Here is a 24,817-nt window from a genome sequence, read left to right as displayed (position 1 = left end):
CGCACGCGTGCAACGTGCAGGGGTGACCCCCGCCATTCTCCTCGCCCGGAAATCCGGCGTTCCGCACGAGGTGCTCAGCTACGAGCACGATCCGCGCGCGGACTCCTACGGCCTCGAGGCCGCCACCCTCCTCGGGCTCGATCCCGAATCGGTCTTCAAGACGCTGGTGGCCGACGTGGACGGAGTGGGGTTGGCCTGCGCGGTCGTCCCCGTGACGGCCACGCTCGATCTCAAGGCGCTTGCCGACGCCGTGGGTGGCCGCCGCGCCCGCATGGCCGACCCCCAGGCCGCAGAGCGTGCCACGGGCTATGTCGTGGGGGGCATCAGCCCGCTGGCGCAGAAGAAACGCCTGCCGCTCGTGCTCGACGACAGTGCGCAGCGTGTCCCGCGCATTCACGTGAGTGCCGGGCGCCGTGGACTCGAAATTGCGCTGGCCGCAGGCGACCTGCTGAGCATGACTGGCGGCGTGACCGCCGCCATCGCCCGCCGCTGACCCTCGTCCGGCGAGCGGCGGACAAACGGACGACAGGAACAGCCGGGACGTCGCTAGACGGCCCGCGGCCCGCTTGGCGCGCGGTCCAGCTCCCGGTTGGAGTCGCGTCCGCGCGCCGTCACCGGCCAGCGCGTTTCCACCGCATGGCCGCGCACCCCGATGATCTCGTCGAAGAGGTGCACCACGATGCACACGTGGTTGGGCACGATGCGCACCTGGTCACCCAGACGCGGGCGCCATGAGGAACGCGACAGGTCGAGGATTCCATGCTCCTCCGACAGGCGCGTCACGAGCACATCGGGGTGGTCGAGCAGCGCGCCGTAACCATCCCCCTCGGCGCGCAGCGGCTCACGCCCCAGGGCCTTGGTGCCGGCGTCCACCACCGCCTGCCCCTTCACCGACACGCTCACCACCGTGGCGAGCACGGTGAGAGCACAGTCCTCCCAGTCGCAGGCGCCGATCTGCGCGGTCGTGCGGTCGTTGTACACGTACGTGCCCGGACGCACTTCGTTCACGCCCGGCACCTCGTGCATGCGCCACGCCAGCGGAGTGGACCCCCCGCTGACCGTGTGCGGCGGCAATCCGTCCGCCGTGAGCGCCTCGATGTACTCCGCCAGATCGTGCCCCACCTGCGCCAGTCCCGCGTCCTGATCCTTGACGTGCGCCCGCACGTGACCGGGGTAGAACTGCAGGCCGGCGAAGCGCAGCGACGAGGCCCGGTCGATGTGGCGCGCCATGGCGACGGCCTTTCCCGGCGCGGTGACACCCACCCGATGCATGCCCAGATCGGCTTCCACCAGCACATCGATCGTGCGCTGCCCAAGTCGGGCCGCTACGGCGAGCGCATCGAGGGCCTGTACATCGTCGGCCGCCACGGCCAACCGGACGTGAGACGGCAGCCGGGCCAGGCGCTCGAGGCGCGCCGCCCCCACGGGCGGGTACGCCACCAGGAGGTCGTGGCACACCTCCGCCATCACCTCCGCCTCACGCAGCGTCGCACAGGCGAGCCCCGCGGCCCCCAGACGCAGCTGCTCGGCGGCAATGCGTGGCGACTTGTGCGTCTTCACGTGCGGCCGCAATCGCAGCCCGTGGAGGGTGGCGTATGCCGCCATGCGGTCCAGATTGTGGGAGAGCCGGTCGAGATCGACGACCGGAACCGGCGTCTCGAGTTGCTCGAGATACGTTGCCACCGCCCCACCTCCGCCATCCTGAAAATGTCCGAACCCCAGCACACCCCGGCGCCAGAGCGCCAGTGGACGCCGGTTGTTCTTCCCGACCTGCCACCGCCTGCGGGAGCCTACTCTCCCGGCGTGCGCACCGCAAATGGCGCGCAGCTGCTCTTCGTCTCCGGGCAGACCCCGCGCGATCCGGCCACCGGCCAGATCATGGGCACCACGGTGGAGGAGCAGACGCGCGTGACGCTGGCCAACCTCGAACGCATCCTGCGCACCGGCGGCGCGACGCTGGCCGATGTCGTGAGCGTCACCGTGTATCTCGCCGACGAAAACGACTGGGGGACATTCAACGAGGTGTATCGTACCGTGTTCTCGCCGCCGTTTCCCACGCGGGCGGTCGTGGGGGCGCAGCTGCGCGGCATCCTCGTGGAGATTTCCGCCATCGCGGCGGTGCCGGCCGCGCGCCCCCCCGCATGAGCGGGTCGGCGGGGGCCGCATGATTGCCGTCTTCAGCACCGATCGCGGCTGGCGGCAGCCCCTCGAGGCCGCCCTGCGTGAGCACCGCTACGAGGTGCGCAGCGCCAGCCGCCCCGCCGAACTGGCCAAGTGTCTTGGTGATGGCCGCGTGCAGCTGGTCATCGCGGGGCCGCTGGCCGGTGAGGGGGACGCCGCGCAACGCACCGCAGGCGGCTGCCCCGTGATCTGCACGACGCCCGCCGACACGACGGAGCGCATCGTGCACCGGGCGGAGGCCGTGCTGGGAGCGCTGTGAGGGGCGGGAGGGCGGGCACGCCGGTCGCGCGCGGCGGGCCACGCGAATTGTGACGACCGTGCCCGCAGTGAAACGAGGCGCATGATGCCGGCCGCCGGCACGGGGCTACCAGTCGGTGCCGCCCTTCAAGCGACGCAGTGCGCGCCGGTCGCGCTTCCCCGGTTTGCCGTCACCGTGCGAGAATGCCGTGGGCATCTGCCGCAGCTGCTCCGTCACGATCTCGCGCTGGCGACGCCCGTCGGCCGTTTCCTCGTACAGGCCGCGGGCAACCTCCGCCGATCCGCGGCGCTCCGCAACGTCCCGCACCGCGAGCACCCATTCCACCGGCCCCTGCCGCAGGCGTACCACATCGCCGGCCTGAACCTGCTTGGCGCGTTTGGCCCGGTCGCCGTTCACGTCCACCTTGCCGCCGTCGATGGCGTCGGCAGCGAGCGCCCGCGTCTTGAAGAAGCGCGCCGCCCAGAGCCACTTGTCGAGGCGGACTTTGCCCGCCGGCGTCGGCAACGCGTCGTCCGGCACGTCGTGCACCCCGCTCATGCCTCGTCGCCCTCCTCCGCCCATTCCACGCGGTCGTCGTCGGCATCGCCATCGGCATGGTCGGCATCCCCCTCATCGGCCACCAACCGCGCCGCACGCTGCTCGGCGGCCTCCACCTCGCGAATGCGGGTGGCCGCACCGGCGAACACGGCGCGCACCGGGGGCGACGCCGCGTGGCCCCGGGCGTGCTGGTCCAGCACGGGGATCAGCGCTACCAGCGCCGACAACTCGGCGGCGGCGTCGTCATGCGGCGCCACGGCCTCGAGCATGCGGACCACGGTCTCGCACGCCGTCGCCATCTGGCGGGACGTGGGCAGGTCCGGCCCCGGCACCGTCGTGCCGCGCTGCAGCACCTCACAGCGGGAACGCAGCGCCTCCGCGTCGCCGCGAAAGCGGTGAATCAGGTACTCGCGTGCCGTTTCGGCCATGTCTGCTCCGGTGCCTTCAGAAGGAGTCAGGGCGGATGATGCCCAATTCGACGCGTGCGCTCTTCCATGTCTCGAGCCAGGCATCCGCCACCATCTGCGGCCGGATGCCCAAACGCCGGCACCGCATCACGAGATCGTCCCACCAGCCGTACTCCATGGCGTCCACCACGTCGAGCAACTGCCCCAGCGGTTGCTCGCGCGCGTCCAGCGCGTCGCGCAAGGCCGGCGGGAGGGCCAGCCGTTGCGCGATGATGGGCAAAGGCGAGGCCAGGGCGAACTCCAGCGTCGACAGCAGTCCGGCCACCACGCGCGCCCGGGGGTGCGGCGCCTCGTCGAGCGCCGTGCCCACCCGTTCGCAGAGGCGCGCCCGGCGCAGCGCGGTCAACGCGAGTTCCGGGTCATGGGCCGCCTCCCCGATGAGGCGCGCCGTCACCGCGACGAGCCGTTCGATGATGGCGTCGCGGCCGAGCATCGTGATGGCGCGCGACACACTGCGCGGACCACGCGCCCCCACTGCGGCCGATGACAGGGCCTTGAGCAGCGACGCCGCCACGTGCGGGTCGTCGCGCACGAAGCGGTCGAACGATTCATCGGGCGGCCGCCCATCGCTGAACGCAGCCAGCATGGCAATCGCGCGCAGGATGCTGTCCTCGGTCGTGCGATCGGCAGCCGCCGACGCGCCGCGGATGAGCTGGCGTCCGGTGTACAACAGCACCCCGGCGGACAGGACGCGATGCCGCGTCGCCCGGTCGTCCACCCCGCGCACGAGCGGACGCAGCCCGGCCTCGAGCAGCACGCGCACACGGCGTTCCAACAGGGGCGCCGGCGTGCGGGCCGCATCGAGTACGACGGCGCTGCCGGCGAGCGACGGAGGCAGGGGCTCGACCTCGGGAAATCCCTGCAGCGCGAAGTGAAGACCGGAGCCGATAAGCCGGTCCACCGCCCGTTGCGTCATGGCGTCGTCGAGTGCTTCCGATGCCACCAGCCAGACCGCGTCGAGCGAGGCGAAGCGGGAAATCGTGCCGTCGCGCACCAGCGCTGGCGTGATCGGCACCACCAGGCTGCGCCCCACCATCCGGCTCAGCTGCGGTACCTGTTCGAGCGTGCGCCGGGCCTCATCGTCGGGGCTCAACGGCGCGCCGGCCGTATCCTCCGGATACGCGCTCAGGGCGTAGCCCATCACGCGTTCCCGGCGATCACGCAACGGCGTGAGGGAGATCAGCATGGGCCGCTCACTCGGCCGGCCGCGCGAGCGTCGCGTTGAAGTACGCCGGATCGCCCGTCACGTCGCGCTCGAGATACGGCGCCAGCCACGGCGGCAGCGTGACCGCCTCGGTCACATCACCCAATTCCACTTCGGCCAGCACGAGGTCGCGATCCAGAAACACGTCGATCTCCCAGGTATGCGCGCCGTGCGGCACGACATACCGGTCCTTGAGCACGCGCGCCGGGCGCGTGAGCTCCCACATGGCCCCGAAGAGCGCGGGCGGAGCAATCTCCTCCACCTCCACGCGGGCGGCGGCCGGCCCCAGCTTCACCGTGCGCCAGCAGCTGACGGTGCCGTCGGGCGCGGTACGTCGGCGCAGGCGCTCACGCAGGGCCTGACCGGGGATCCACCCCTGCTCGATCCGCACCGGGGCCACCGCGCGCGCCGCCGGCGGACAGGCGCGCAGCAGGTACTTGCGCTCGATCTCCAGGGGCAGCCCACTGGCCGTCATTGGGGACCCCTCGGCCCGCAAGGCGTTGGCCGCGGCGTCGAGCGTGCGCAGCACATCGTCGAGACGCTCGCCCCAGTCCTGCTGGAAGAGCTGGAAATGCGCCAGCACGATGTCCTGCAGGGTGCGCTCCAGCACCGGCAATCCGGCCTTGTGCGCGCGCCGCGCGAGCAGGTGGGCGTCCCGCAGGGCCCCCAGGACATCCTGCCCACGGGTGGCCAGATCGAACCAGGCCCCGATGGCCGGACGGGTCTTCGCGAACGGGGACAACAGCGCGCGCTGTCGTTTGAGTCGGATGCGCACCTCGTGCATGGCGTCCTGCGCCTGCACGTCGGTGATCCGTTCGATGTCGCGCCGCAACCGGTTTCCGGCGCGCCAGATACGGGTGGCCAGGTGGCGGGCAAATGGCATGGGCGCCGAATCGATGCCCACGCGCCGGAGCAGTTCGTACTGCCCCAGTCGGGCGAACAGCCGATCCTCGATCGGGTCGAAGTGCGCCGCAAAGGCGCGTTCGACCAATTCGCGCGATGGGGACGCCCGACGGGCCAGCCATGCACGCAGGGCCGCCGCTTCCGGACGGGCTGCGGCCGGCAGTCGCGACTCCTCCGTCTCGAGCCACGTGCGCTGCACGTCGGCATCGCGCACCGCATTGGTGACCTGACCGAGCGCCCGCAGCGATCGGGCGGCCCGCCGGTCCATGGCCCCGTCCAGCACGCGGGCGTTTTCGCGCGCCGTCGCGCGGAGGCGTCGGAGCGCCACCCGCGCCTTGTGCAGCAACTCCGTGGCCTCCACGTCGCCCGCCTCGCCCGATGCCGAGGGCGTGCCCGCCCGTTGCGCCTCCTGCATGGCGCGCCAGGTGGAGCGGGTTGCCGCCAGCTGATGCAGCCAGTGCAGCGCCACCAGCCGCGCGCCCTCCTGCGCTGGCCGGCGCAGGCCCTCGACGAGCAGCTGGCGCACGTCGTCGGCCGACGGCGTGCGCCCCTCAGTCATCGTGCTCGTCGTGATCGTCGCTGGCGTCCACGAACACCTGCGCCGTGCCATCGTCGTCGTAGCTCACCGACACGACCCACGGACGGCAGCACACCTGGCAGTCTTCGATGTACTGCTGGTTGGCGCCGCCGCCAGGATCGAGCGTGATCTCCACCGATTCGCCGCAGTACGGGCAGAACACCACCCCCGACGAGTCCGCCGCGCCGTCGCCGGCGGGAAACTCCTCGTCGAGCAGGTCGTCGTCGTCCAGTGCCTCATCCGAGTCATCCTCGGCGTCCTCATCCTCGTACCCCTCGTCGAGGTCGTCCTCCTCCTGCTCCTCGTCGAGGTCGCCGGCGTAGTCGGCGTCGTCATCCCAGATCCGTTCGGCCATGCTCCAATCTACCGCTGATCCGTGATGAGCGTTCGATCACCCGTGGCCAGCGCCAGCGCCCCCCGCGCCGAGGCCACCTTGGCCTCCAGCGCCGCCAGCTTGGTTGCCTCGTCCAGCACCAGCCGTTCCCGCAGGTTGAGAATCAGCAGGGTGCTTTCACCGTTCTCGAAGCGTACCTGCTCCGCATCGCGCAGAAGGCGCGCGTTGCGGACGTTGGCGGCCTGCCGGTCCAGCAGCCGCTGCAGGTTCGACAGCTCGAAGATGGCGGCCCGGGCGTCGAACTCCACGTCGCGGCGCAGCCGGTCGCGCTCGAACTCCTGAAACTCGAGCTTGGCACCGGTGGCGGCGAACTTGCCCGATTCCTTGAGAAACAGCAGTGGCGTGCTGAACGTGAGCGCGGCCTTGTAGTTGTTGTCCAGCCGCTCACGATTGAAAAAGGCGGCGTCGCTCCCGCGCTCGGCCAGCCCCGCCAGCTTGGCCTCGGCCAGCGGAATGAGCCCCTGCGTGGCGAGCAGCCGCTCGGCCTCCGCCTGCTGCACCTTGGCCTGCACCTTGAGCAGGTCCGGGTTGCGCCGGGTAGCCAGCGCCAACAGGCCATCGAGGCGCAGCGAATCGATGCCACCCCGCCCGATGCCGTCGAGCACCGGCTTGGCATTCTCCGGCAACGCCGCAGGGCGTCCGGCGTCGTCCCAGAGGTAGGCCATGAGGTTGAGCGTGGCCACGTAGAACGCGGCCTCGGTCTCGAAGCGCGTAACCTGACGGCGCTGCAGCTCCAACAACGCTTCGACGGTGTCGATGGGCGCGCTTTCGCCGTTGGCCACCCGCTGGCGCACCGCGCGCAGGCGGAAGTCGGCCAGCGCCTCCCCCTCCTGCGCGATCGCGCGCCGCCGCCACATTTCGTACCAGGTGCCGTAATCCTTGGCCGACGAGAACAGCAGCTTGTTGAGGATGCCGATGCGGTCGGCGTCGCCCGCATCCCGCGCGGCGCGCGCCTGCCGCAGCGCCGTGCGCCGCTCGTCGGTAATGATGCGCTGCCCCAGGGGGAGCGAAATGCCGGCCGAGAAGGTGCCGTTCCCCACCGTGCGGCGGTCGGGGTTGAAGTAGCGCCCCATGGTACGGTCGAACGCCAGCGTCACGTCGGCGCCAATGGGCAGCGGGAGCTTGAGTTCGGCATCGAAGTACTTGAAGTACTCCGTGCCGGCATAGCGCTTCTGATCCCACGACGCCATGAGCTTGGGGTCGAACGCCCCCCACGCCTGCCGCAGCTCGGCCCGGGCCTGCTCCGAGACCAGGCGCGCCTGCTGCGCCACCGGGTGGTTGGCCAGCACCACGTCAACGAACGCCGGGAAGGTGAACGGCGTGCCGGAGGTATCCACCACGATGCCGATGAGCGCGCTGGTGCGGAGCCGCGCGCTGTCGGCGGCCGACATGGCCTGGGCGCCAACCGGGCGGCCGGGCAGCGCCGTTCCGAGCAGCAGCAGGGCTGCCAGTCGCCACGTCGCCGTCACTTCTTGCCTCCGCCATCCTTGCCCTTGCCGCCCGCCACTTCATCGCCGGAGAGTGCGTCGCCGGGCTTGATCGACAGCGGGAAGCCGTTCAGCTGACGCCACAGTTCCCACCCCACGGTCACGTTGTCGAGCATCGCCCATCCTTCGGCGCCGGTGCCCAGCCGCAACTGGGCAGGCCAGTCTTCATCGTGGGTGGTGTCGGGCACCAGCAGCACGCGGAAGCGACCATCGGCGCTCGGAAACTGGTCGATGACCGCCACCTGCGCGCCGAAGGTGCCCACCGCCACCTGCGGCCATCCCGAGATCTGCAATGCGGGCCACCCATCGAAGAACACGCGCACATGGCGCCCCGGCTTGAGGAGCGCCACGTCCATCGGCTTCACGTACAGCTCCACGGCCTTGCGGGGGCGCGCCGGCTGGATGCTCACGATCGGCTCACCCGCCTTCACGATTTCCCCCTGGCCGGCGCGCGTGGCCCGCACCACGTACCCATCCTGCGGGGCCTCGATCACGTAAAACGAGTTGCGCAGGGTGAGCGACCCCACCTTGTCCTTGAGCTTCGCCACATCGGAGCGCCCCTCGCTCACCTCGGCGAGCGTGGCCGCGCGGTCGGAGCGCGACTTCGCGATCTTCTCGCCGTACTCGGCGGGAATGCTCTGCAGGTCCGTCTGCGTAATGGCCAGCATCTGCTGCTTCTCCACCAGCTTCGCCGCCGCCGACTGCACGCGAATCTGGAAGGTCTGCAGGTCGTTCACCGAAACCAGGCCCAGCGAGTCGCGAAACAGGCGCTCACGCCGACGCAGCTGGTCGCGGGCCACCGAATCCTCGAGGGTGGCCTGCCGCACCTCGGCCTGGTACTGCAACACCTTGTTGGCCGTCTGCTGCAGCTTGAAGTCCCGCTGCTGCTCGAGCCGCTCGATCAGCTGCGACAGTGCGGCGGCCTTGTTGAGCTTCTCTTCGATCGCGCTCTGTTTGGCCGACTGCTGCTGTTGCGTGAGCGGCAGCACGTTCGGGTTGAGGTACTCTTCCTTGATTTCGGAGATCCGGACGATCGAGTCGCCCTTCTTCACGAATTGGCCTTCGGAGACGAACCACGCTTCGATGCGGCCGTCGATGCGCGATTGCAGCTGCTGGGGACGGTCGGCCGGACTGAGCGCCGTGACGTTGCCGTTGCCCTGCACGTTCTGCTGCCAGGGCAGGAACATGATGGCCACGAGCACCAGCAGAATGCCGATCAGCCAGCGGGACACCACACGGCCGCTGTCCGCCGCGCCAAGCAGGGTCGTGGTCTCGAGGGGGAGCGCCTTGAGTTCGCGCTCGATGTTGATGTCGGAGGAGGCCATGGATCAGGCGCCGTTCGCGGCCGGGGATTCGTTCACGTACTCGTGCAGGAGACTGCGGCAGAGCGGATCGCTGCGAAGCTGCTGGAACGTGCCATCGCGCAGTACCTTGCCGTCGTGCACCACCAGTACCCGGTCGAAGGCCGACAGCAGCTGGGGATCGTGGGATACGGTAAGGACCGTCCAGTGCCGCTCCCGATCGGTGAGCAGCCGGATGATGAGCGACCGCGACGACGCGTCGAGGTTCTGGAAGAAGTCGTCGAGCACGACGAGGCGCGGACGCCCCACGATGCCCTGCGCCACCAGCAGCTTGTTGGCCAGGTGGGCCGGCAGGTTGCGGGCGCCGTTGGTGAGCTCCGTCTGGATGCCCTGCGGCAGATGCTGGATCTCGTCGGTCAGCTGCAGGTCGTCGAGCGCCTCGCGCACGTCGAGCGGCGTGATGTGCGCACGCCCCACGCTGATGTTCTCCTCGATGGTGCCATCGAAGAGGTCACCCCACGAGAGCATCTGGCCAATGCGTGCGCGCAACGCCGGCCGGTCGAGATCGCGCAGCGTGATGCCGTCGAAGCGGATGGTGCCGTCGTAATCGTCGATGAGCCCCGCCAGCAGCTTCACCAGCGTGCTGCGCCCCGAGCCGTCCACGCCCATGATGGCCACCCGCTCCCCCGGCGCGATGCGCACCGACACGCCATCCACCGAGGGCGACTTGGCACCCGGATAGCGGTAGCGCAGGTCGCGCGTCTCGATGGCCACCCCCGTGCCGGGCGTGTGGATGGGCGCCAGGCCGCCGCGCGCCTCGAGCGGCAGATCGGCCACGTGCCCCGACTTGTCCACCGACGTGAGCACGTCGTACACCGTGGACAGGCTCGTCATGAGCTTCTCCACGCCTACCAGCACCGTCACGATCACCACTTCGGCGGCCACGAACTGCCCGAGCAGCAGGCGATTCGTCTGCACCAGCGTGGCCCCGATGATGAGCACGGCCGCCGTGATGAACGTCTTGAAGCCGATCAGCGCGATCGTCTGCTTCACCAGCACCGCAAAGTGCTTCTTGCGGTACTTGATGTACCCCGTGATGACATCATCCATGCGCTCCACCGGCAACGTGGAGTCGCCGGCATACTTGAAGGCGTGGAAGGCGCGCGCGATCTCCTCCAGCCAGTGCACCGCCTTGTACTTGTACTTCGACTCCACGATGGAGGTGGCCAGCCCCTCCGGTCCGGTCAGGCGGATGATCATGTACAGAATGAAGATCACCACCACCGCGAAGAGCGAGAACCACGGACTGTACACCGTGAGCAGGATGAGGCCGAACAGCACGGTGAGCAGCGCCGTGGGCACATCGATGAGCAGCTTCTGCATGCCCTTCTGGATGGCCACCGCCTCGAAGAGCCGGTTCATCTGCTCCGGCAGGTTCTGCTCGAGCGACGAGGCGTACTTCATGCGCGGCACGCGGAAGGCGAACTCCAGCGCCATGCGCGCGAAGATGCGCTGCTGGATGCGCTCGACGACCTTGAGGATGCCGATCTGCAGCACCCCGGCCACGATCGTGCCCAGAATGACGAACGAAATGAGCACGACGACCGGCTGCAGGAACAGGCGTCCCTGCACCAGCTGCACGATGCCACCCACCGCCAGCGGCAGGATCAGGCTCAGGCCGCCCGCCAGCGTGGCGTAGAAGAACACCGTGGTGATTTCGCGCTTTTCCCGTGCCAGCAGGGCGAAGGTGCGGTCGATCGGCGAAAGATGTTCCGCCTCGTGTGCGCCATGCCCCTCGAGCGGGCTGTGCGGGGCGCCATCTCCCTGAATGGCCACCGGTGACCGGAGCGCCATGGGAGCCAGCGCCGGCACGGCACCCGTGTGCCCCAACCGGCGCACGACCGCGTCGGCCAGCTGGGGCGCATCGGCATCGATGCGCTGCTCGGCGCCATCCCGGCCCACCAGCCAGGCGCGCGCATGCCCCTCCTCGTCACGATCCAGGACAATGGCGTCGCCGCCGTCGCGGCTGAGCAACACCAGCGGCAGCTGCCCCTTCGCCATCGCGGTCCGTATCTCCTCGAGGCTCAGCGTGCGGTCGAGGAACCCGATGTCCACGGCGCCGCCAATGGAGCGGATGCGACCGGGGAGCGGGTCCTGGGGAGAGATCTGGCGCGTCAGCGCCCGCCAGCGGGCTTGCTCGACGTCGAGGCCGAGCGACTCGGAGATGCGTTGATTGACGCGGGTTGCCTGTGCCGACATGCTCGCAATTCAAGGGACTGAGGAAGGGCGGAGCACGAACGCGGAGGCGCGTTGTGCCTGCCCGCCCACCCGCAGGAAAACGTGCGGAGGGAACGGGCGATGTCCAGCAGTTCGTCAGTTGTGCGCGGGCGGCGCGCGCGGCGGGGCGGCGAAGCGACCCGTGACGCGTCCCGCAAAGGCACCGCGTCGCTGCCATGGCGCACGCTCACGATACAACGCCACCGGGGCAGGAATGATCCCCGTCCCCCCCGACGCGGTGAGCAGGCCGCCGGCGTCCCGCTGGGAGCGGCGGCTGGTGCTGCGGTGCCACGAGCGCGACTGGCGGTGTTCGGCCGGCTCACCCCCCGACAGCCGCGGGGCGCCGGGAAGCGCCGGGCGCAGCGCGGGCGCGTCTACCGCCCGCGGCGCGACGGCAGGCGCGACCGCTGAACTCGCGACCACGGCCTCCGCGATCGGCGCACGCGGCGCGATCGCATGGGCACTGCCGGCCGGTGCTCCGCAGAGGAGCGCCAACCAGAGCCAGAGCGTGGACACGTGGCGGAAAGGCATAGCGGGGAAGAATGTCGATTCCCTCGGTCGGGATTCAAGGGACGTCCCTGGAAACTTTCGGGAGCCCATCCGTGACACCTTCGCGCCCGTTCGGCGTATAGAGCCGCTATGCACCTCCATCACGCCATGCTGGCCGCCGCCTTCCTCCTCGTCAGTGGACGGGCCGCCGCCCAGGATACCCCGCGCCCCCGCACCGACGATGCGCGAGTCCCGTCGGGTCTCGGCGCGCTCGGCCTCCATTTTCAGGTCACCGAACCCAGAGGCGAATTCGCTGCCAACACCAACAACGGCTTCGGGCTGGGCGGCTACGTCCTCCGCGCGCTCGACCGCGACAAGCTCCTCAATGTGCGCGGTGACTTCTCCTTCGTCTCGTACGCCAACAGCCGGCGGCGCATTCCGTTGGCCGGAACCGGAGGGCTCGTGCAGCTCGACCTGCGCACGTCCAGCAACATCATGTCCGTCGTTGCTGGCCCGCAGCTGCTTGGGCCCACCGGGGCCTTCACGCCCTACGCCACGGTGCTCGGCGGCTTCTCGGTCTTCTGGACCGAGAGCAATGTCGAAGGGTCGCAGAACGTCAACTCGCCTTTCGCTCGCACCACGAACTCCAGTGATGCCGTCTGGGCCTACGGTGGAGCGGTGGGCAGCTACCTTCGCCTCACTGGCGGCAACTTCCCCGTCCGCCTCGACCTCGGGGCCCGCTTTCTCCGCCATGACGACGTGCGCTACCTGACCTCCGATCGGGTGCGGCAGGCCTTCGAGAACAACGCGGTGCCGGTGCCCGTTCGCGGGCGCGCCGACTTCATTACCTATTACCTCGGCGCCAACATCATCGCGTTCTGAACCACCGGAGGGGTGGGCGCGGCGGCAGGAGGAGCGCCGCGCCCCAACGCCCGGCCCTCAATCGTCCAGCGGCCGGCGTCGCTGCCGCTTGGTTTCCGCGCGCTGCCGCTTCGTGCTCAGCCGCTCCTGCACCGAGCCAAAGGTGGGCGTGGTGGCCTTGCGGGCGCGCGGCACCACCAGCGCCCGCGCCACGAGTTGGCGCAGTCGCTCGAGCGCCGCCCGGCGATTCTGCAGCTGGCTGCGATATTCCCCGGCCACGATGCGCAGCGCCCCGTCGCTGTCCAGACGCGAGGCCAGCTTCTCCAGCACCCGCTCCCGCTGCTCGGCGCGCAACGCCCGCGTGGCGCGCACGTTCCATTGCAGCACCACGCGGGTCGCGCTGCGGTTCACATGCTGTCCCCCTGGGCCGCCGCCGGCAATCGCCGACAGCTGCAACTCGGTCGCTGGTATGTGTACCCCTGGCGCCACGGTCACGCCGTCCGTCTCCTCGCCTCGCGGCGACCGTGGACCGTCGGCGCCGTTCATGGTGCCCGGCACGGCGTGCGCCGAAGCGACGCCGAAATGGCGGCCGGTGCAGGGCGCTGCGCCGGCGTCGGCGCCGCGTAGATCGCCACATACTCCTCGGGCCCCGTCTCGCGCCGCGACAGGCGCCGGTACCCCACGCGCGACAGCTCGCAGTCGAGCAGCGACGGCGGCGTGCCGTGCCCGTAGGTCGGGCGATCCAAATCGAGAATCACGAGACGTCCTCCCGGCTTCATCGACGACGCAAGATTCCACAACAGGGCAAACGGCTGGGAAATCTCGTGATACATGTGAATCATGAGCGCGACATCCACGCTCCCCGCCGGCAAGCGCGGATCATGTGCTTCGCCCAGCACCACGCGCACGTTGGAGAGCCCATCGCGAACGACGCGACGCTGCAGCAGGGCCAAGTACTCGGGCATGATGTCCTGGCCAAACACCACCCCCTCACTCCCCACGAGCGGGGACAGCCGCGCCACGTAGTACCCGTCGCCGGCGCCGATGTCCGCCACGGCCTGACCGCGGGCGATCCGGGCCAGTTTCACGACCGTGTCGAACTCTCCCGTTTCGTCGCGATCATCCTCGGCGGTCCATCGCGGCGCCACAATGTCGGCCACCTCTCTCGCCGGAGGCGGGAAGTCCGCCGCCTGAGCGCCAGCCTGGGCGGCAGGGGTGACCGTATCCGAACCCACGGCCACACCGGGCGTGCCGTTCCGCAGCACCACCCGCTCCCCCGCCGGTCGGCACGCCAATACGAGAGGTATCCCCAACGACAGAACGGTCCACCGCGCGTGTCGCCGCATCATCATGGCACTCCGGCAACAGGTTCTGCGCGACGGTGGACACGCAGGGCCGCCACTCGGCGGCCATCCATGGCCACGACTTCCAGCTCGCCGCCTGGATACCCCACCCGGTCTCCCACACGGGGCAGGCGCCCCAGGGCGGCGAACGCGTAACCGCCCAGCGTGCTCCAGTCTCCTTCCGGGATGGGCAGCTTGTGATCCGATCGCACGTCCACCAGCGACATCGAGCCCGCCAGTTCAAGGACCCCGTCGAACATCAGGGCGTCCCGCGACAAGGGGTCGTACTCGTCGGCGATATCCCCCACCACCTCCTCCACCAGGTCTTCCATCGTCACGATGCCGGCGGTGCCGCCGTACTCGTCCAGCACCACGGCCAGATGGGCCCGGGTGCGTCGCAAATCGTCGAGTACCCGCTCGGCGGCCCGGCTCGCCGGAACGAAGAGCGGTTCGCGCAGATGGTCCCGGAGGGCGAAGGACTCAGGATCATCGGCCAGCCAGAAGTCCTTGGCCAGAAAGACCCCCACGATATCGTCGGCCGTGTCCCGAAAGACCGGATACCGGGAATACCGTTCCCGGCGCATGATCTCCCGCAGCTCTTCCAGCTCGACATCCTCGGCAATGGCCACCATTTCCGTGCGAGGGCGCATCACGTCCAGCGCCCGCTTGTTGTGGAAATCGAAGACCCCGGCGAGCATGGCCGAGTCGCTCTCGTCGAGTGTCCCGTGCGCGCGGGCCTGCATGACCAGCAGCCGCAGTTCCTCGGGGCTGTGCACGTGTCCCCCTTCGGAGACGGGCTCGATCCCGCCCAGGGCCAGCAGGCGGTTGGCCGTGCCGTTGAGCATGGCAATGAAGGGGGACATGGCCTGGGAGAAGAGCATCAGCGGTCGGGCGACGAGGCGGCTCACCCCTTCCGGGCGGGCCAGCGCCACCGACTTGGGCGCCAGCTCGCCCAGCACGATGTGCAGGAACGTAATCACGAGAAAGGCCACGGCGATCCCGGCACCGGTGTGTTCGGCCCCCGGATCCGGGGTGATCCCCACCTGGTGAAGCGCCATATCCACCAAAACGGCAAACGCCGGTTCCCCGATCCACCCGAGGGCGAGCGAGGCCAGCGTGATCCCCAGCTGGGTGCCGGAGATGTATCGGTCCAGTTGCGAGAGCGCGCGCTGGACGACCGCCGCGCTGCGGTCCCCCTCGGCGGCCATCTGGTCGATCCGGCTCCGTCGTACGGCCACGAGGGCGAACTCGGCTGCCACGAAGAAGGCATTGAGCAGCACCAGGACCAAAACGAACAGGAGCCGGATCGAAATGGTCCCGATCGACAGCGCGGGGTCGGCAGACAACGCAGGTTCGGCGAACATGACCCAAAGGAAACGGGCGGGCGGCTGATTCGTCAGGGTAGTGCAATCTGCAAGACTCGGGGCCCCTGACCGCTGCTGCAATTTGCACGACCCTGCAACGATTCGCGCGTGAGACCGACGCCGGCCCTTCCACACGACCCCATACAGGAGTTGCTCGACCCCCGGCGCATGTTGCGGTGGGTCTGGCTTGCGCGCGTGGCCCTGGCGTGCGCCATCCTCGTGGCCGCCGTGTTTGTCTGGAGTCAGGCGGCGCCCGCCGACACCCTCCTGGCCACGCTGGCGTTTGCCGTCGCCACCCTCGCGACCGTCGGGTCGGCGTTCTACGCGCAGCTCACGCAGCGGCCCCTCGGGCTCTGGTTCTACGGTGCGCAGTGCGCGCTCGATCTGCTCCTCGTCACGGCCGTCGTGCACATCACGGGCGGCTGGAGTTCCCAGTTCGCGGCCCTGTACATCCTGGTCATCGCGGGGGCGTCGCTGCTGCTCCCGTTCCGTGGTGGCCTCGCGGTCGCCGCCGCCGCCTGCGTGCTCTACGCCATCGATGTGATCTGGTGGCGCCCGGGAACGGGTACCCCCTTTGCTGGCGTCGGGGTGCAGCTCGCGGTCTTCGCCGTGGTCGCGGTGGGGTCCGGATTCGTGGCGGCGCGCCTGCGCCTGGCCGGATCGGGCCGCGAAGCGCTCGCCGCACAGCTGGCGAAGGTGCAGCTCGAAGCCGCGGAGATCCTCCGCACCATTCGCTCCGGGATCATCACCGTGGATGGCCGCGAGCGGCTGCTCTACGCCAATCCGGCGGCCTCCGAACTGCTCGGCATCGACCTGCGGGCATTCATCGGCCAGCCACTGCTGCCGTCGCTGCGGGAGGTATCGCCGCATCTGGTGGAGCTGCTCGAACGGAGTGCGCGCGACGGCGTGCGCACCACGCGGGCGGAAGGGGTCCTTCGCCGCGGCGCCGACGAGGTGCCCATTGGCGTGTCGACGACGGTGGCCGACGGGGCACGCCCCGACGGCAGTGTCACGGCGACCGCCATCTTTCAGGACATCTCCGACAGCAAGCGCCTGCAGGCGCTGCATATCCGTGCCGAGCGGCTGGAGGCGGTGGCCGAACTGAGTGCCTCGCTCGCGCACGAGATCCGCAATCCGTTGGCCGCCATCCGCAGCGCCACCGAGCAACTCTCGCGACTGCGCCTGCCGCAGGGGGCGCCGGACGATGATGACGAGCACGTCCTCCACGCGCTGATCGTGCGCGAAGCCGACCGGCTCAGTCGGCTGCTGGCCGACTTCCTCGACTTCGCGCGGGCGCGTGTCACTCGCCTCGATACACTGGATGTGGGCGCCCTCGTGCACACCGCCGCCATGCTGGCCGCGTCGCACCCCGATCGCCACGCCGGCGTTGAGGTGCAGGTAAGTATCGGTCCCGATCTCCCGCGGCTTCACGGCGACGAGGACCTGCTGCATCGCGCGGTGTTCAATCTCGTGCTCAACGCGATCCAGGCGGTGGGCGAGACGGGCCACATCTTCGTCGAAGCCGACCGGCACGCACCCGACGGTCCGCATGGATCGGCGGTGGCCATCACCGGCGAGCTCCTCACGATCACCGTGACCGACGATGGGCCGGGGTTCTCCGACGAGCTCGGAGAGCGGCTCTTCGAACCCTTCGTCTCCGGCAAGGCCGGGGGGGTCGGGCTCGGCCTCCCCGTCGTGCATCGCGCCGTCGAGGCGCACCGCGGCGTGGTGCTCGTGGAGCGCCTGCCGCAGGGTACCCGCTTTTCCATCGTGCTGCCCGTGGCGCCGGATACCTCCGGCGTCACGCACCTGCCTGACCATGCTTTGCCGCGAGTGACCTCCTGATGGGCTGTGTTTCCGCCGACGCCGCACCGCGCGTCCTGGTCGTGGATGATGAAACGGGGATCCTCGACTCCCTGCGCATTCTGCTCAAGACCCAGGGCTTCCAGCCATTCACGGCGCAGGGTGGTCGACAGGGCATCGAGAAGTTCAACGAGATCAAGCCCGACATCGTGCTGACCGATGTGCGCATGCCCGACGTGACCGGCGTGCAGGTGTTGAGTCATGCGCGACAGATGGACGGCGAAGTGCCGGTCATCCTCATGACCGCGCAGGCCACGCTGCAATCGGCCATGCAGGCGGTGAACGAAGGCGCCTTCTACTACATCCAGAAGCCCTTCCGCAACGACGAACTGGTGGCCATTCTCAGCCGAGCGGCAGAGCACCGGCGCTTGCGCGTGGAAAACCACTCGCTGCAGCAGGAACTCAGGAAACGCGACCGGCGCAGCACCTCCCGTCCCGTCGGTCGCAGCCGCAGTTGGCTGGACGTGCTGCAGCTGGCCGAGACCGTGGCCCCGACGGATTCCACGGTGCTCATCACCGGGGAGTCGGGAACCGGCAAGGAGGTCATCGCCCGGTACATCCACGACCTCAGCGCCCGCACCGACCACAGTTTCCTGTCGATCAACTGCGGGGCGCTCCCCGAGTCGCTGCTGGAAAGCGAGCTGTTCGGCCACGTGAAGGGGTCGTTCACCGGAGCGGTGAAGGACAAGACGGGGCTCTTCGCCGCCGCCGACCACGGGACGTTCTTCCTCGATGAAATCGGCGAAACCACGCCGTCCACGCAGGTGAAGCTGCTGCGGGTGCTGCAGCAGCGCGAAGTCATTCCCGTGGGCGCCACCGAAGCGCAGCCCGTGAACACGCGGGTGCTGGCCGCCACGAACCGTGATCTCGAAGAAGAAATCAAGCGGGGGGGCTTCCGCGCCGATCTGTTCTACCGCCTGAACGTGATCGCCGTGCACCTGCCCCCGTTGCGGCAGCGCCCCGACGACATTCCGCTGCTGGCCGAGGGCTTCCTCGCCCGTTCGGCACAGCTGCGGCAGGAGCCGGTCAAGGAACTGGCCGATGACACGCTCGACGCACTCATGGCGTATGCGTGGCCGGGCAACGTGCGCGAACTCGAAAACGCCCTCGAGCGCGCCGTCATCCTCTCGCCGGGCGACCGCATTCGTCCCGACGCGCTCCCCGAGCGGGTCACCGCGCGCCGCGCCGAACCGTTCGTCGCGGAGCGCCCCCCCGTCTCCCCCACCCTCGAAGCCGTCGAGCGCGCGTACATCCAGTGGGTCCTGCAGAACGAGGGCGGCAACAAGAGCCGCGCGGCCGACATGTTGGGCATCGATCCCTCCACGCTGTACCGGAAACTGGCGCGATATGGCGAGGCCTAGCGCCCCGGCGCTCCGCGCGCCCCGGCGCCGGGGGTTCACCCTCATCGAGCTGTTTGCCGTGGTGGTGCTCTTTGCCGTCCTCACGACCATCGCCATTGCGAAGTTCGGGCAATCCAAACGGCGGGCGTACCTCGTGTCCATGAAGGCCGACCTGCGCAACATCGCCACCATGGCCGAAACGCATTTCACGACGGAAAGCTCCTACGCCAACGTCGACATTCCGACGCAGGGCAGTTCGGGCACCCTGATCTCGTTTCGGAGCACCGCCCACGAGTGGTCGGCCACGGCCACTCACCCCGGCCTGCCGGGCATCACCTGCCAACTCGAGTCCGGCGGGGGAACGCAGCCCACCTGTCTCGAGGCGGGGTGGTGAGTCGCGGCACCGCTTGCACGCTGCAACACTTCTTGCGAATCGCAAGGTGCAGCGGATAGGTCCCGGCCTCGTGGAAATGATGAAAGGCCTTGTCGGACAATGCTTTACAGTCAGGACGGCGCGGTGGCAAGCCTGTTGCCATAAGCGATGGTGTCGCGCGACCCGCCACTCCCGGCATCGCGACAATCCCCCCCTTTGGAGATCCAAACCAATGCAGCATCGTACGCGCAAGGGCTTTACGCTCATCGAACTCCTGATCGTCGTCGTCATCATCGGCATCCTCGCCGCCATCGCGATCCCGAAGTTCGCCCAGACGAAGGAGAAGGCGTACATCACCGCCATGAAGTCGGACCTGAAGAACCTCGTGTCGGCCAACGAGGCCGTGTACTCCGACGACAACAGCTACGCGAGCATCCCGGCCACCCCGCCGGGCTCGTCAGGCGTGTCGATCACGCAGGAAGGCACCGCCACCGGCTGGTCGGCGACCGCCACGCACGGGTCGACCGCGGTCACGTGCACGATCGGCGTTGGCTCGGAAGCGGGCGCCAACCCGGAAGGCGAGCCGGTCTGCGAGTAAGCACCATGACCCGGGCGGCGGCGCCGACCGGGTCATTGGGGGAGGGGTCGGGCGATTGCCCGGCCCTTTCGCCGTTCCCCCGGTTGCGGCGGCAGGTCCGTGAGCGCATCCTCTGCCCGTGCCCGAGATCAAGCGCCCCAGCATCCACGATCGTCTGCAACGCGTGCTCGTGGCCGCGAGCGCCGGACTGATCATCGCGATCATCACCACCATGTGGTTCACCGAGGAGCTGCCCGCGGGAATCCGGTGGCCCCTCGTCGTGGTCTTCGTCTTCGTCGTCGCCCTCTTCTCGGCCAGCATTCTCCAGCGCCTCGTGGCACGCCTCATCGAGGAACCGCTCGGCCATTGCGTGCAGGCGGCCGATGCCATTGCCCGCGGCGATGTGGCGCAGCTGGTGCCCCCGGCCAGCACGCAGGAGTTCCACCAGCTGGCCACCAGCATCAACCACATGACCGAGCAGATGGCGGCGGCCACCCAGTCGCGCATGCGCGTCGAAAAACTCGCCACCATGGGGCGCATCGCGGCCGGCATTTCGCACGAAATCGGCAATCCGGTGTCGGCAATCGCCAACTACGCGCACCTGCTCCGCATGCGCACGCAGGATGTGCAGGGCACCACGGAACCACTCGATGCCCTGGAACGCGAGATCACCCGCATCGATCGCATCATGCGCGGGTTGCTCGACTACGCGCGCCCCCGTCGCCTCACCCCCAAGCCCATCGTCGTCGACGACATCATCGAGGATGTGCTGCGGCTGCTCGCCGACCAGGGCATCACCCGGCGCTTCCGCGTCACGCGTCAGCTCGAGGCGCCCGACGGCGTGGTGTACGCCGAGCGCCATGACCTGGAGCAGGCGTTCGTGAACCTGTTGCTGAATGCCGTTGATGCCATGGATCGGGAAGGGGAGATCGTGATCCGGTCGCGCATCAACGACGCGACCGCCTTCGGCGACAGTTTCGAAAAGCGCCGCACCGACCCCCACCCCCAGCGCTGGGCGCATCGCCCCAGCAAGCGCGCGCTCGCCTGGCTCGCCCGCCCGGAGTCACCGCCGCGCTTCCTGCAGGTGGTCCTCGCCGACTCGGGGACCGGCGTGGCGCCCGAAGATGCCGAACGCATTTTCGAACCGTTCTTCTCCACCAAGCAACCGGGGAAGGGCACCGGCCTCGGGCTCGCCATCGTGGCCAGTACCATCGAGAATCTCGGGGGCACGATCTGGGTACAGCGGGCGCGCGAAGGTGGCGCGGCGTTCGTCATTCTGCTGCCGCTGCACGCCAGCGGGGTCCGGCCCATCACCCCACCCAACGGTGAAGCGGTGATTTGATCCGGTCGGCACGATTTTGGTGACGGAGCGGGCGCGCGGGTGACCTATCGTGTCGCCATGCGCTCCCCCTCACTGCTCCGTTCCGGCCGGCGCCCGCGGCATGGCCGGCTGCTCGTCGAAAGCTGCGTCGCTCTCGTGCTCCTCGCCGGCGGCAGCACCGTCATGCTGTTGGTGGCCGCCGGCAGTGCGCGACTCATCGACGCGGCGGTTCATCACCATGCCGTACAGCGGGAAACCGCCAGCTACCTCGCCCCCCTCCTCGCGGCGCCTTGCGCCGCACCGGCCGTCGCCCGCTACCAGGCAACCCGCGCAGGAGTCGACTACGTCGTCACGAGCACCCGGCAGGGGGCCCTGCCGGCGGTGGCTGTCGGGGTCACGTGGTACCGCTCGCCGCTCACCCGTGCCCGAACGGCCGGCTCCGCGCCACGCGCGGCTCGGCAACAGCACGTGGCCTTCGCCTCTTCGTGGTGCCAGCCATGACGCGCCTCCCGCGGACAGGTACCACGCTGGTCGAGCTGCTCGTGGCGCTGCCGGTGGCGCTGCTGGTGGCAACGGCGGCCACCCTGCTGCTGCTGCGCATCGCCCGTACGGTGCACGCCCAATCCGCCCGGCTGGCGTCGTCGCGTGAACTGCGACAGGTCAGCGTCATGCTGGCCGGCGAGCTTGCGCCCCTCCGCGGCGAGGACCTGCTGGTCGTATCCGACACCCTGCTGGCCTTCCAGTCTCCCCTGGGCGTCTTGCTGCTCTGCGACCGCTCGGCGCCACACGCGGTCGTGGTGGCCGTCCCGGACCAGAGCGCCGATGCCTGGCTCGCCGGTGTGCGTCCGGGTGATCGCGTGCGAGGATGGCAGACCACCACCACGCCCGTGGACACGCCCGTGGCCACGGAGCGTGCGGTGACCGCCCCGCCGTCGGTCGTTGGTGGGACCGGCTGCGGTACCGACAGGTCGACCACCAGCCGTCGCTGGCGCGTACCACTCGATTCGGGTGCCGTGCCGTTTTCCCCAAGCGGGCCGCTCACCGTGCATCGTGATGTGCGCTACCGTCACTACCGCAGCGGGAGCGCCTGGTGGTGGGGGCGCCAGAGTCGCGACGGCGCCGTCTGGGATGCCATTCAGCCAGTCGCCGGCCCGCTGCAGGCCGCCGCCCTCGGCGGCGTACGCATACGCCTGCTCGACGCGACCGGGGCACCCGTGGGACCGCTCCCCGCACCCGCCAGCAACCGTCGCGGACGCATTGCCATGGCACAGGTCACGTTCAGCCACCGGCGGCGCGCCAGTCGCACACCCCAGCCAGTCATTGATACGGTCACGGCCGTGATGCCGCTGCGGGCCACGGCCTACCGGCAACGACCATGATGACCTGTCGCCACGGCGTGCACTGCCCGCGGCGCCGCCGCGGCTTCGTCCTGCCCCTCGTCATCGTGGCACTTGCTGCCTCCTCGCTGCTCGCCCTCGCCCTCATTCACGAGGCGCTGCTTGGCGCGCGCGGTGCCCGGGCCTCGCTGGGGGCCGACGACGCGGAGTATCGCGCCGAAGCGGCACTCGGCACCGCGCTCGCCCGCTGGCCCCAGGACTCTTTATGGGAAACGGGGGTCGGCACCCGACGCCTGCTCTCGGTGACCACCGCGCGGCAGCCGGTCGTGGTCGAATGGCAGCGGCTGCATCCACTTACGCTCATTCTGCGTGCCCGGAGCCACGGGCAGGCCGCACGCCGCCTCGACGTCACTTCCCGGGAACTGCTGCGCGCGGTCTGGCTTGAGCCCCCACCGTTCCCCATCATGGCCGCCATCAGCACGGCCGGTACGCTCCATGGGTCCGGCGGTGCCGTCGTGAGCGGCCTCGACCAGCAGCAGCCAAACTCCCCCTGCGGTGCGGATCGGGACACGGCGAGCGTGCCCGACGTGGTCGCCGCTGGGGTTGCCGCCGCCGCACCGCAGGCGTGGACCGCGCCGCCACCATGGCGCCCACCGCCAGCCGATCTCCGGCTGCGCACGCACGGGGCCATGCAGGCACTCGGACCTCAGATCCCGGTGAGGCACTGGAATGCGACACCGCGGCCTCTGCCTGCGTCTCACGGGTGGGCTGGCGTGATCCTCCGCGCCCCGTCCATCGCCGTGACCGGCCCGTCGTCGTGGCAGGGGCTGCTCGTGCTCGACGGCAATACCACAGTGACCGGAGCGCTGCATGTGACCGGCCTGCTGGTGGTACTCGGCAACCTCGACGCCGCGGCCGCACAGCTCACGGTGCAGGGGGCGGTCGTCGCAACCGATACCAGTACCGGAGGGGTAACGCTCGGCACCACCGGAACCGTGCGCTACGACCGCTGTGCCGTGCAGATGGCACTCGCCATCGGCGCTCGTCCCTCGCTGGCGCCGTTCTCCCTCTGGCACCGCCTGTCCCGATAACCGGGCGCCCCCGCGTCACACCTCGGGAGTGGCCCCCGGACCGCAGGCCGACAGTATCACGAAGTCGACCCCCGTACCCACCCGTCTCCCCACGGGGAGCGTTACCTCGCGAGGTACGGGTCGTTTCAAGGGTGACACGCCCGTTTCAGGGCGGGTCAATCCGTCCCGTTCACCGGTTTGGTGCGGGACATACGAAAGCAACCACTGTGCAACCCCCCCGTCCCTATGGCGCTCTTCGGCCGGAAGCAACTCACTGTCGGGCTCGATGTCGGTTCAGGGCTTGTGAAGGCCGTGGTCATCGACCACAGCGGCCCGGTCCCCGAATTGGCGAAGGTGGTCATCACGCCGCTGGCTGACACCGCCATCGTCGAAGGGGAAGTCATGGACCATGGCATCGTGGCCGACGCCATTCGGCAGACCATCGCCGCCACAGGGGCCAAGACCAAGTACGTGGTGGCCGCCGTGGGCGGACGCGACGTCATCGTGAAGAAGATCCAGATGGAACGGGTCAAGGAACAACAGGCCCGCGAGCTCATGCGCTGGGAGGCGGAGCAGCATGTGCCCTTCGACATGGACTCGGTCGAACTCGACTTCCAGGTCCTCGACCCCGATGGCGATGGCCTCGACATGAGCGTGCTGCTCGTGGCTGCCAAGCGCGATCTCGTGGAGGCCAAGCAGGCACTGCTCACCGAATCGGGCGCCGCACCGGCCGTCATCGACGTGGATGCCTTCGCCCTCCACAACGCCTTCGAACTCAACTATCCGGAAGCGCTGAACGGCACGATTGCCCTGCTCAACGTGGGCAATGAAACCACCAATCTGAACATCCTCGACGACGGCGTACCCATTCTCACGCGCGACCTCGGCGTCGGAACCCGCCGGTTTCGCGAGGATTTGCAGCGCGAGCACGGCATCAGCGCCGAAGACGCCGAGAACCTGCTGCGGGGCTACGATCGCATCCCCATGCTCGATGCCATCGTGGCGGCGCGCGGAGAGGAAATCGCCATCGGCCTCGTGCGCGCCGCCACCTTCCTCTCCACGTCACAGCGCAACTTCGGCCAGATCCGCGCCATGTACGCGTGCGGCGGCGGGTCGCGCGTGCCGGGACTGCTGCCGTGGCTTTCCGACCGGCTCCGCATTCCGGTGCAGTCGGCCAATGCACTGGCCCAGCTGAACGTCCGCGAAGGGGCGCTCGAGTTCCTGTCCACCGACGAGATCGCGCCGCTGCTCATGCTGCCGGTGGGACTCGCGCTGCGCGCCGCCGCCTGAGC

General features: G+C 69.4%; 26 protein-coding genes. 13 read left to right on the top strand and 13 right to left on the bottom strand.

What is annotated here, in order from left to right; genetic code table 11:
* Positions 1-22: 22 nt before the first annotated feature.
* Positions 23-493, top strand: a complete 471-nt coding sequence (ybaK, locus tag LW840_RS12760) for a Cys-tRNA(Pro) deacylase (protein ID WP_291261714.1) — start codon at positions 23-25, stop codon at positions 491-493.
* A 53-nt stretch (positions 494-546) separates the two neighbouring features.
* Here the strand turns inward: ybaK and LW840_RS12755 are convergent, their stop codons facing one another.
* Positions 547-1,683 carry an alanine racemase gene (locus LW840_RS12755; protein WP_291269582.1) on the bottom strand — a complete coding sequence of 379 codons (1,137 nt, stop codon included), beginning with the start codon at positions 1,681-1,683 and terminating at the stop codon, positions 547-549.
* 24 nt (positions 1,684-1,707) lie between these two features.
* On the opposite strand from LW840_RS12755, the gene LW840_RS12750 reads away from it, so the two are divergent.
* Both LW840_RS12750 and LW840_RS12745 read left to right on the top strand, forming a co-directional pair.
* The gene (locus tag LW840_RS12750) at positions 1,708-2,145 is read left to right on the top strand and encodes a RidA family protein (RefSeq protein WP_291269581.1); all 438 of its coding nucleotides are present in this window, start codon (positions 1,708-1,710) and stop codon (positions 2,143-2,145) included.
* Between the two features lie 19 nt (positions 2,146-2,164).
* The gene (locus LW840_RS12745) at positions 2,165-2,440 is read left to right on the top strand and encodes a hypothetical protein (RefSeq protein WP_291269580.1); all 276 of its coding nucleotides are present in this window, start codon (positions 2,165-2,167) and stop codon (positions 2,438-2,440) included.
* Positions 2,441-2,545: 105 nt separating this feature from the next.
* Here the strand turns inward: LW840_RS12745 and LW840_RS12740 are convergent, their stop codons facing one another.
* The 9 genes from LW840_RS12740 to LW840_RS12700 all read right to left on the bottom strand — a co-directional run bounded on the left by LW840_RS12740 (position 2,546) and on the right by LW840_RS12700 (position 12,118).
* Positions 2,546-2,977, bottom strand: a complete 432-nt coding sequence (locus LW840_RS12740; protein ID WP_291261718.1) for a S4 domain-containing protein — start codon at positions 2,975-2,977, stop codon at positions 2,546-2,548.
* Positions 2,974-3,405 (bottom strand): hypothetical protein, encoded by a 432-nt coding sequence (locus tag LW840_RS12735; protein ID WP_291268495.1) that lies wholly within the window; start codon positions 3,403-3,405, stop codon positions 2,974-2,976. The genes LW840_RS12740 and LW840_RS12735 overlap by 4 nt, the downstream gene beginning before the upstream one ends.
* Positions 3,406-3,421: 16 nt before the next feature.
* Complete coding sequence (locus LW840_RS12730) at positions 3,422-4,630, bottom strand: HDOD domain-containing protein (RefSeq protein ID WP_291277098.1); 1,209 nt, start codon at positions 4,628-4,630, stop codon at positions 3,422-3,424.
* Between the two features lie 7 nt (positions 4,631-4,637).
* Positions 4,638-6,110, bottom strand: coding sequence for a CHAD domain-containing protein (locus LW840_RS12725; RefSeq protein ID WP_291277097.1), 1,473 nt, complete (start codon positions 6,108-6,110; stop codon positions 4,638-4,640).
* Positions 6,103-6,294, bottom strand: a complete 192-nt coding sequence (locus LW840_RS17605) for a CPXCG motif-containing cysteine-rich protein (RefSeq protein WP_343213684.1) — start codon at positions 6,292-6,294, stop codon at positions 6,103-6,105. The genes LW840_RS12725 and LW840_RS17605 overlap by 8 nt, the downstream gene beginning before the upstream one ends.
* Before the next feature lie 197 nt (positions 6,295-6,491).
* Positions 6,492-7,991 (bottom strand): TolC family protein, encoded by a 1,500-nt coding sequence (locus LW840_RS12715; protein WP_291261723.1) that lies wholly within the window; start codon positions 7,989-7,991, stop codon positions 6,492-6,494.
* A complete protein-coding gene (locus tag LW840_RS12710; RefSeq protein WP_291268492.1) occupies positions 7,988-9,334 on the bottom strand; it encodes a biotin/lipoyl-binding protein in 1,347 nt (448 codons plus the stop codon). The genes LW840_RS12715 and LW840_RS12710 overlap by 4 nt, the downstream gene beginning before the upstream one ends.
* Positions 9,335-9,337: 3 nt before the next feature.
* Positions 9,338-11,569: an ABC transporter ATP-binding protein gene (locus tag LW840_RS12705; protein ID WP_291269842.1), complete on the bottom strand. Its 2,232-nt coding sequence runs from the start codon at positions 11,567-11,569 to the stop codon at positions 9,338-9,340.
* Positions 11,570-11,683: 114 nt separating this feature from the next.
* Entirely contained in the window at positions 11,684-12,118 is a 435-nt protein-coding gene (locus LW840_RS12700) for a hypothetical protein (RefSeq protein WP_291268490.1), read from the bottom strand.
* 108 nt (positions 12,119-12,226) lie between these two features.
* Between LW840_RS12700 and LW840_RS12695 the strand changes: the two genes are divergently transcribed.
* Positions 12,227-12,958: a hypothetical protein gene (locus LW840_RS12695; protein WP_291268489.1), complete on the top strand. Its 732-nt coding sequence runs from the start codon at positions 12,227-12,229 to the stop codon at positions 12,956-12,958.
* Positions 12,959-13,015: 57 nt separating this feature from the next.
* Here LW840_RS12695 and arfB read toward each other — a convergent pair whose 3' ends face one another.
* From arfB to LW840_RS12680, 3 genes are read right to left on the bottom strand one after another with little or no spacing between them, the layout of a single operon-like run.
* The gene (gene arfB / locus LW840_RS12690) at positions 13,016-13,432 is read right to left on the bottom strand and encodes an alternative ribosome rescue aminoacyl-tRNA hydrolase ArfB (RefSeq protein ID WP_291268488.1); all 417 of its coding nucleotides are present in this window, start codon (positions 13,430-13,432) and stop codon (positions 13,016-13,018) included.
* Positions 13,433-13,479: 47 nt separating this feature from the next.
* Positions 13,480-14,232 carry a class I SAM-dependent methyltransferase gene (locus LW840_RS12685; RefSeq protein ID WP_291268487.1) on the bottom strand — a complete coding sequence of 251 codons (753 nt, stop codon included), beginning with the start codon at positions 14,230-14,232 and terminating at the stop codon, positions 13,480-13,482.
* Between the two features lie 53 nt (positions 14,233-14,285).
* Positions 14,286-15,644, bottom strand: coding sequence for a hemolysin family protein (locus LW840_RS12680; RefSeq protein WP_291261730.1), 1,359 nt, complete (start codon positions 15,642-15,644; stop codon positions 14,286-14,288).
* Between the two features lie 168 nt (positions 15,645-15,812).
* Here LW840_RS12680 and LW840_RS12675 point away from each other — a divergent pair, with 168 nt between their 5' ends.
* The 9 genes from LW840_RS12675 (at position 15,813) to pilM (ending at position 24,815) form a co-directional block, all read left to right on the top strand.
* On the top strand, positions 15,813-17,489 hold the full coding sequence (locus tag LW840_RS12675) for an ATP-binding protein (protein ID WP_291268486.1): 1,677 nt from the start codon (positions 15,813-15,815) through the stop codon (positions 17,487-17,489).
* Entirely contained in the window at positions 17,489-18,868 is a 1,380-nt protein-coding gene (locus LW840_RS12670; protein WP_291277096.1) for a sigma-54 dependent transcriptional regulator, read from the top strand. Before LW840_RS12675 ends, LW840_RS12670 begins: the two co-directional genes overlap by 1 nt.
* Positions 18,855-19,241, top strand: a complete 387-nt coding sequence (locus LW840_RS12665; RefSeq protein WP_291268484.1) for a prepilin-type N-terminal cleavage/methylation domain-containing protein — start codon at positions 18,855-18,857, stop codon at positions 19,239-19,241. The genes LW840_RS12670 and LW840_RS12665 overlap by 14 nt, the downstream gene beginning before the upstream one ends.
* Positions 19,242-19,452: 211 nt before the next feature.
* Positions 19,453-19,818, top strand: coding sequence for a prepilin-type N-terminal cleavage/methylation domain-containing protein (locus LW840_RS12660; protein WP_291268483.1), 366 nt, complete (start codon positions 19,453-19,455; stop codon positions 19,816-19,818).
* 118 nt (positions 19,819-19,936) lie between these two features.
* On the top strand, positions 19,937-21,139 hold the full coding sequence (locus LW840_RS12655; protein WP_291268482.1) for a HAMP domain-containing sensor histidine kinase: 1,203 nt from the start codon (positions 19,937-19,939) through the stop codon (positions 21,137-21,139).
* 57 nt (positions 21,140-21,196) lie between these two features.
* Positions 21,197-21,619: a hypothetical protein gene (locus tag LW840_RS12650; RefSeq protein ID WP_291277095.1), complete on the top strand. Its 423-nt coding sequence runs from the start codon at positions 21,197-21,199 to the stop codon at positions 21,617-21,619.
* Positions 21,616-22,497 carry a hypothetical protein gene (locus LW840_RS12645; RefSeq protein WP_291266609.1) on the top strand — a complete coding sequence of 294 codons (882 nt, stop codon included), beginning with the start codon at positions 21,616-21,618 and terminating at the stop codon, positions 22,495-22,497. The genes LW840_RS12650 and LW840_RS12645 overlap by 4 nt, the downstream gene beginning before the upstream one ends.
* A complete protein-coding gene (locus LW840_RS12640) occupies positions 22,494-23,546 on the top strand; it encodes a hypothetical protein (protein WP_291277094.1) in 1,053 nt (350 codons plus the stop codon). Before LW840_RS12645 ends, LW840_RS12640 begins: the two co-directional genes overlap by 4 nt.
* Before the next feature lie 225 nt (positions 23,547-23,771).
* Positions 23,772-24,815: a type IV pilus assembly protein PilM gene (pilM, locus tag LW840_RS12635; RefSeq protein WP_291266611.1), complete on the top strand. Its 1,044-nt coding sequence runs from the start codon at positions 23,772-23,774 to the stop codon at positions 24,813-24,815.
* The last annotated feature ends 2 nt before the right edge of the window (positions 24,816-24,817 follow it).

This window comes from Gemmatimonas sp. (assembly GCF_021298855.1).
In the GTDB taxonomy this organism is placed as follows: Bacteria; Gemmatimonadota; Gemmatimonadetes; order Gemmatimonadales; family Gemmatimonadaceae; genus Gemmatimonas.
This window is presented reverse-complemented; position numbering and strand designations above follow the sequence as displayed.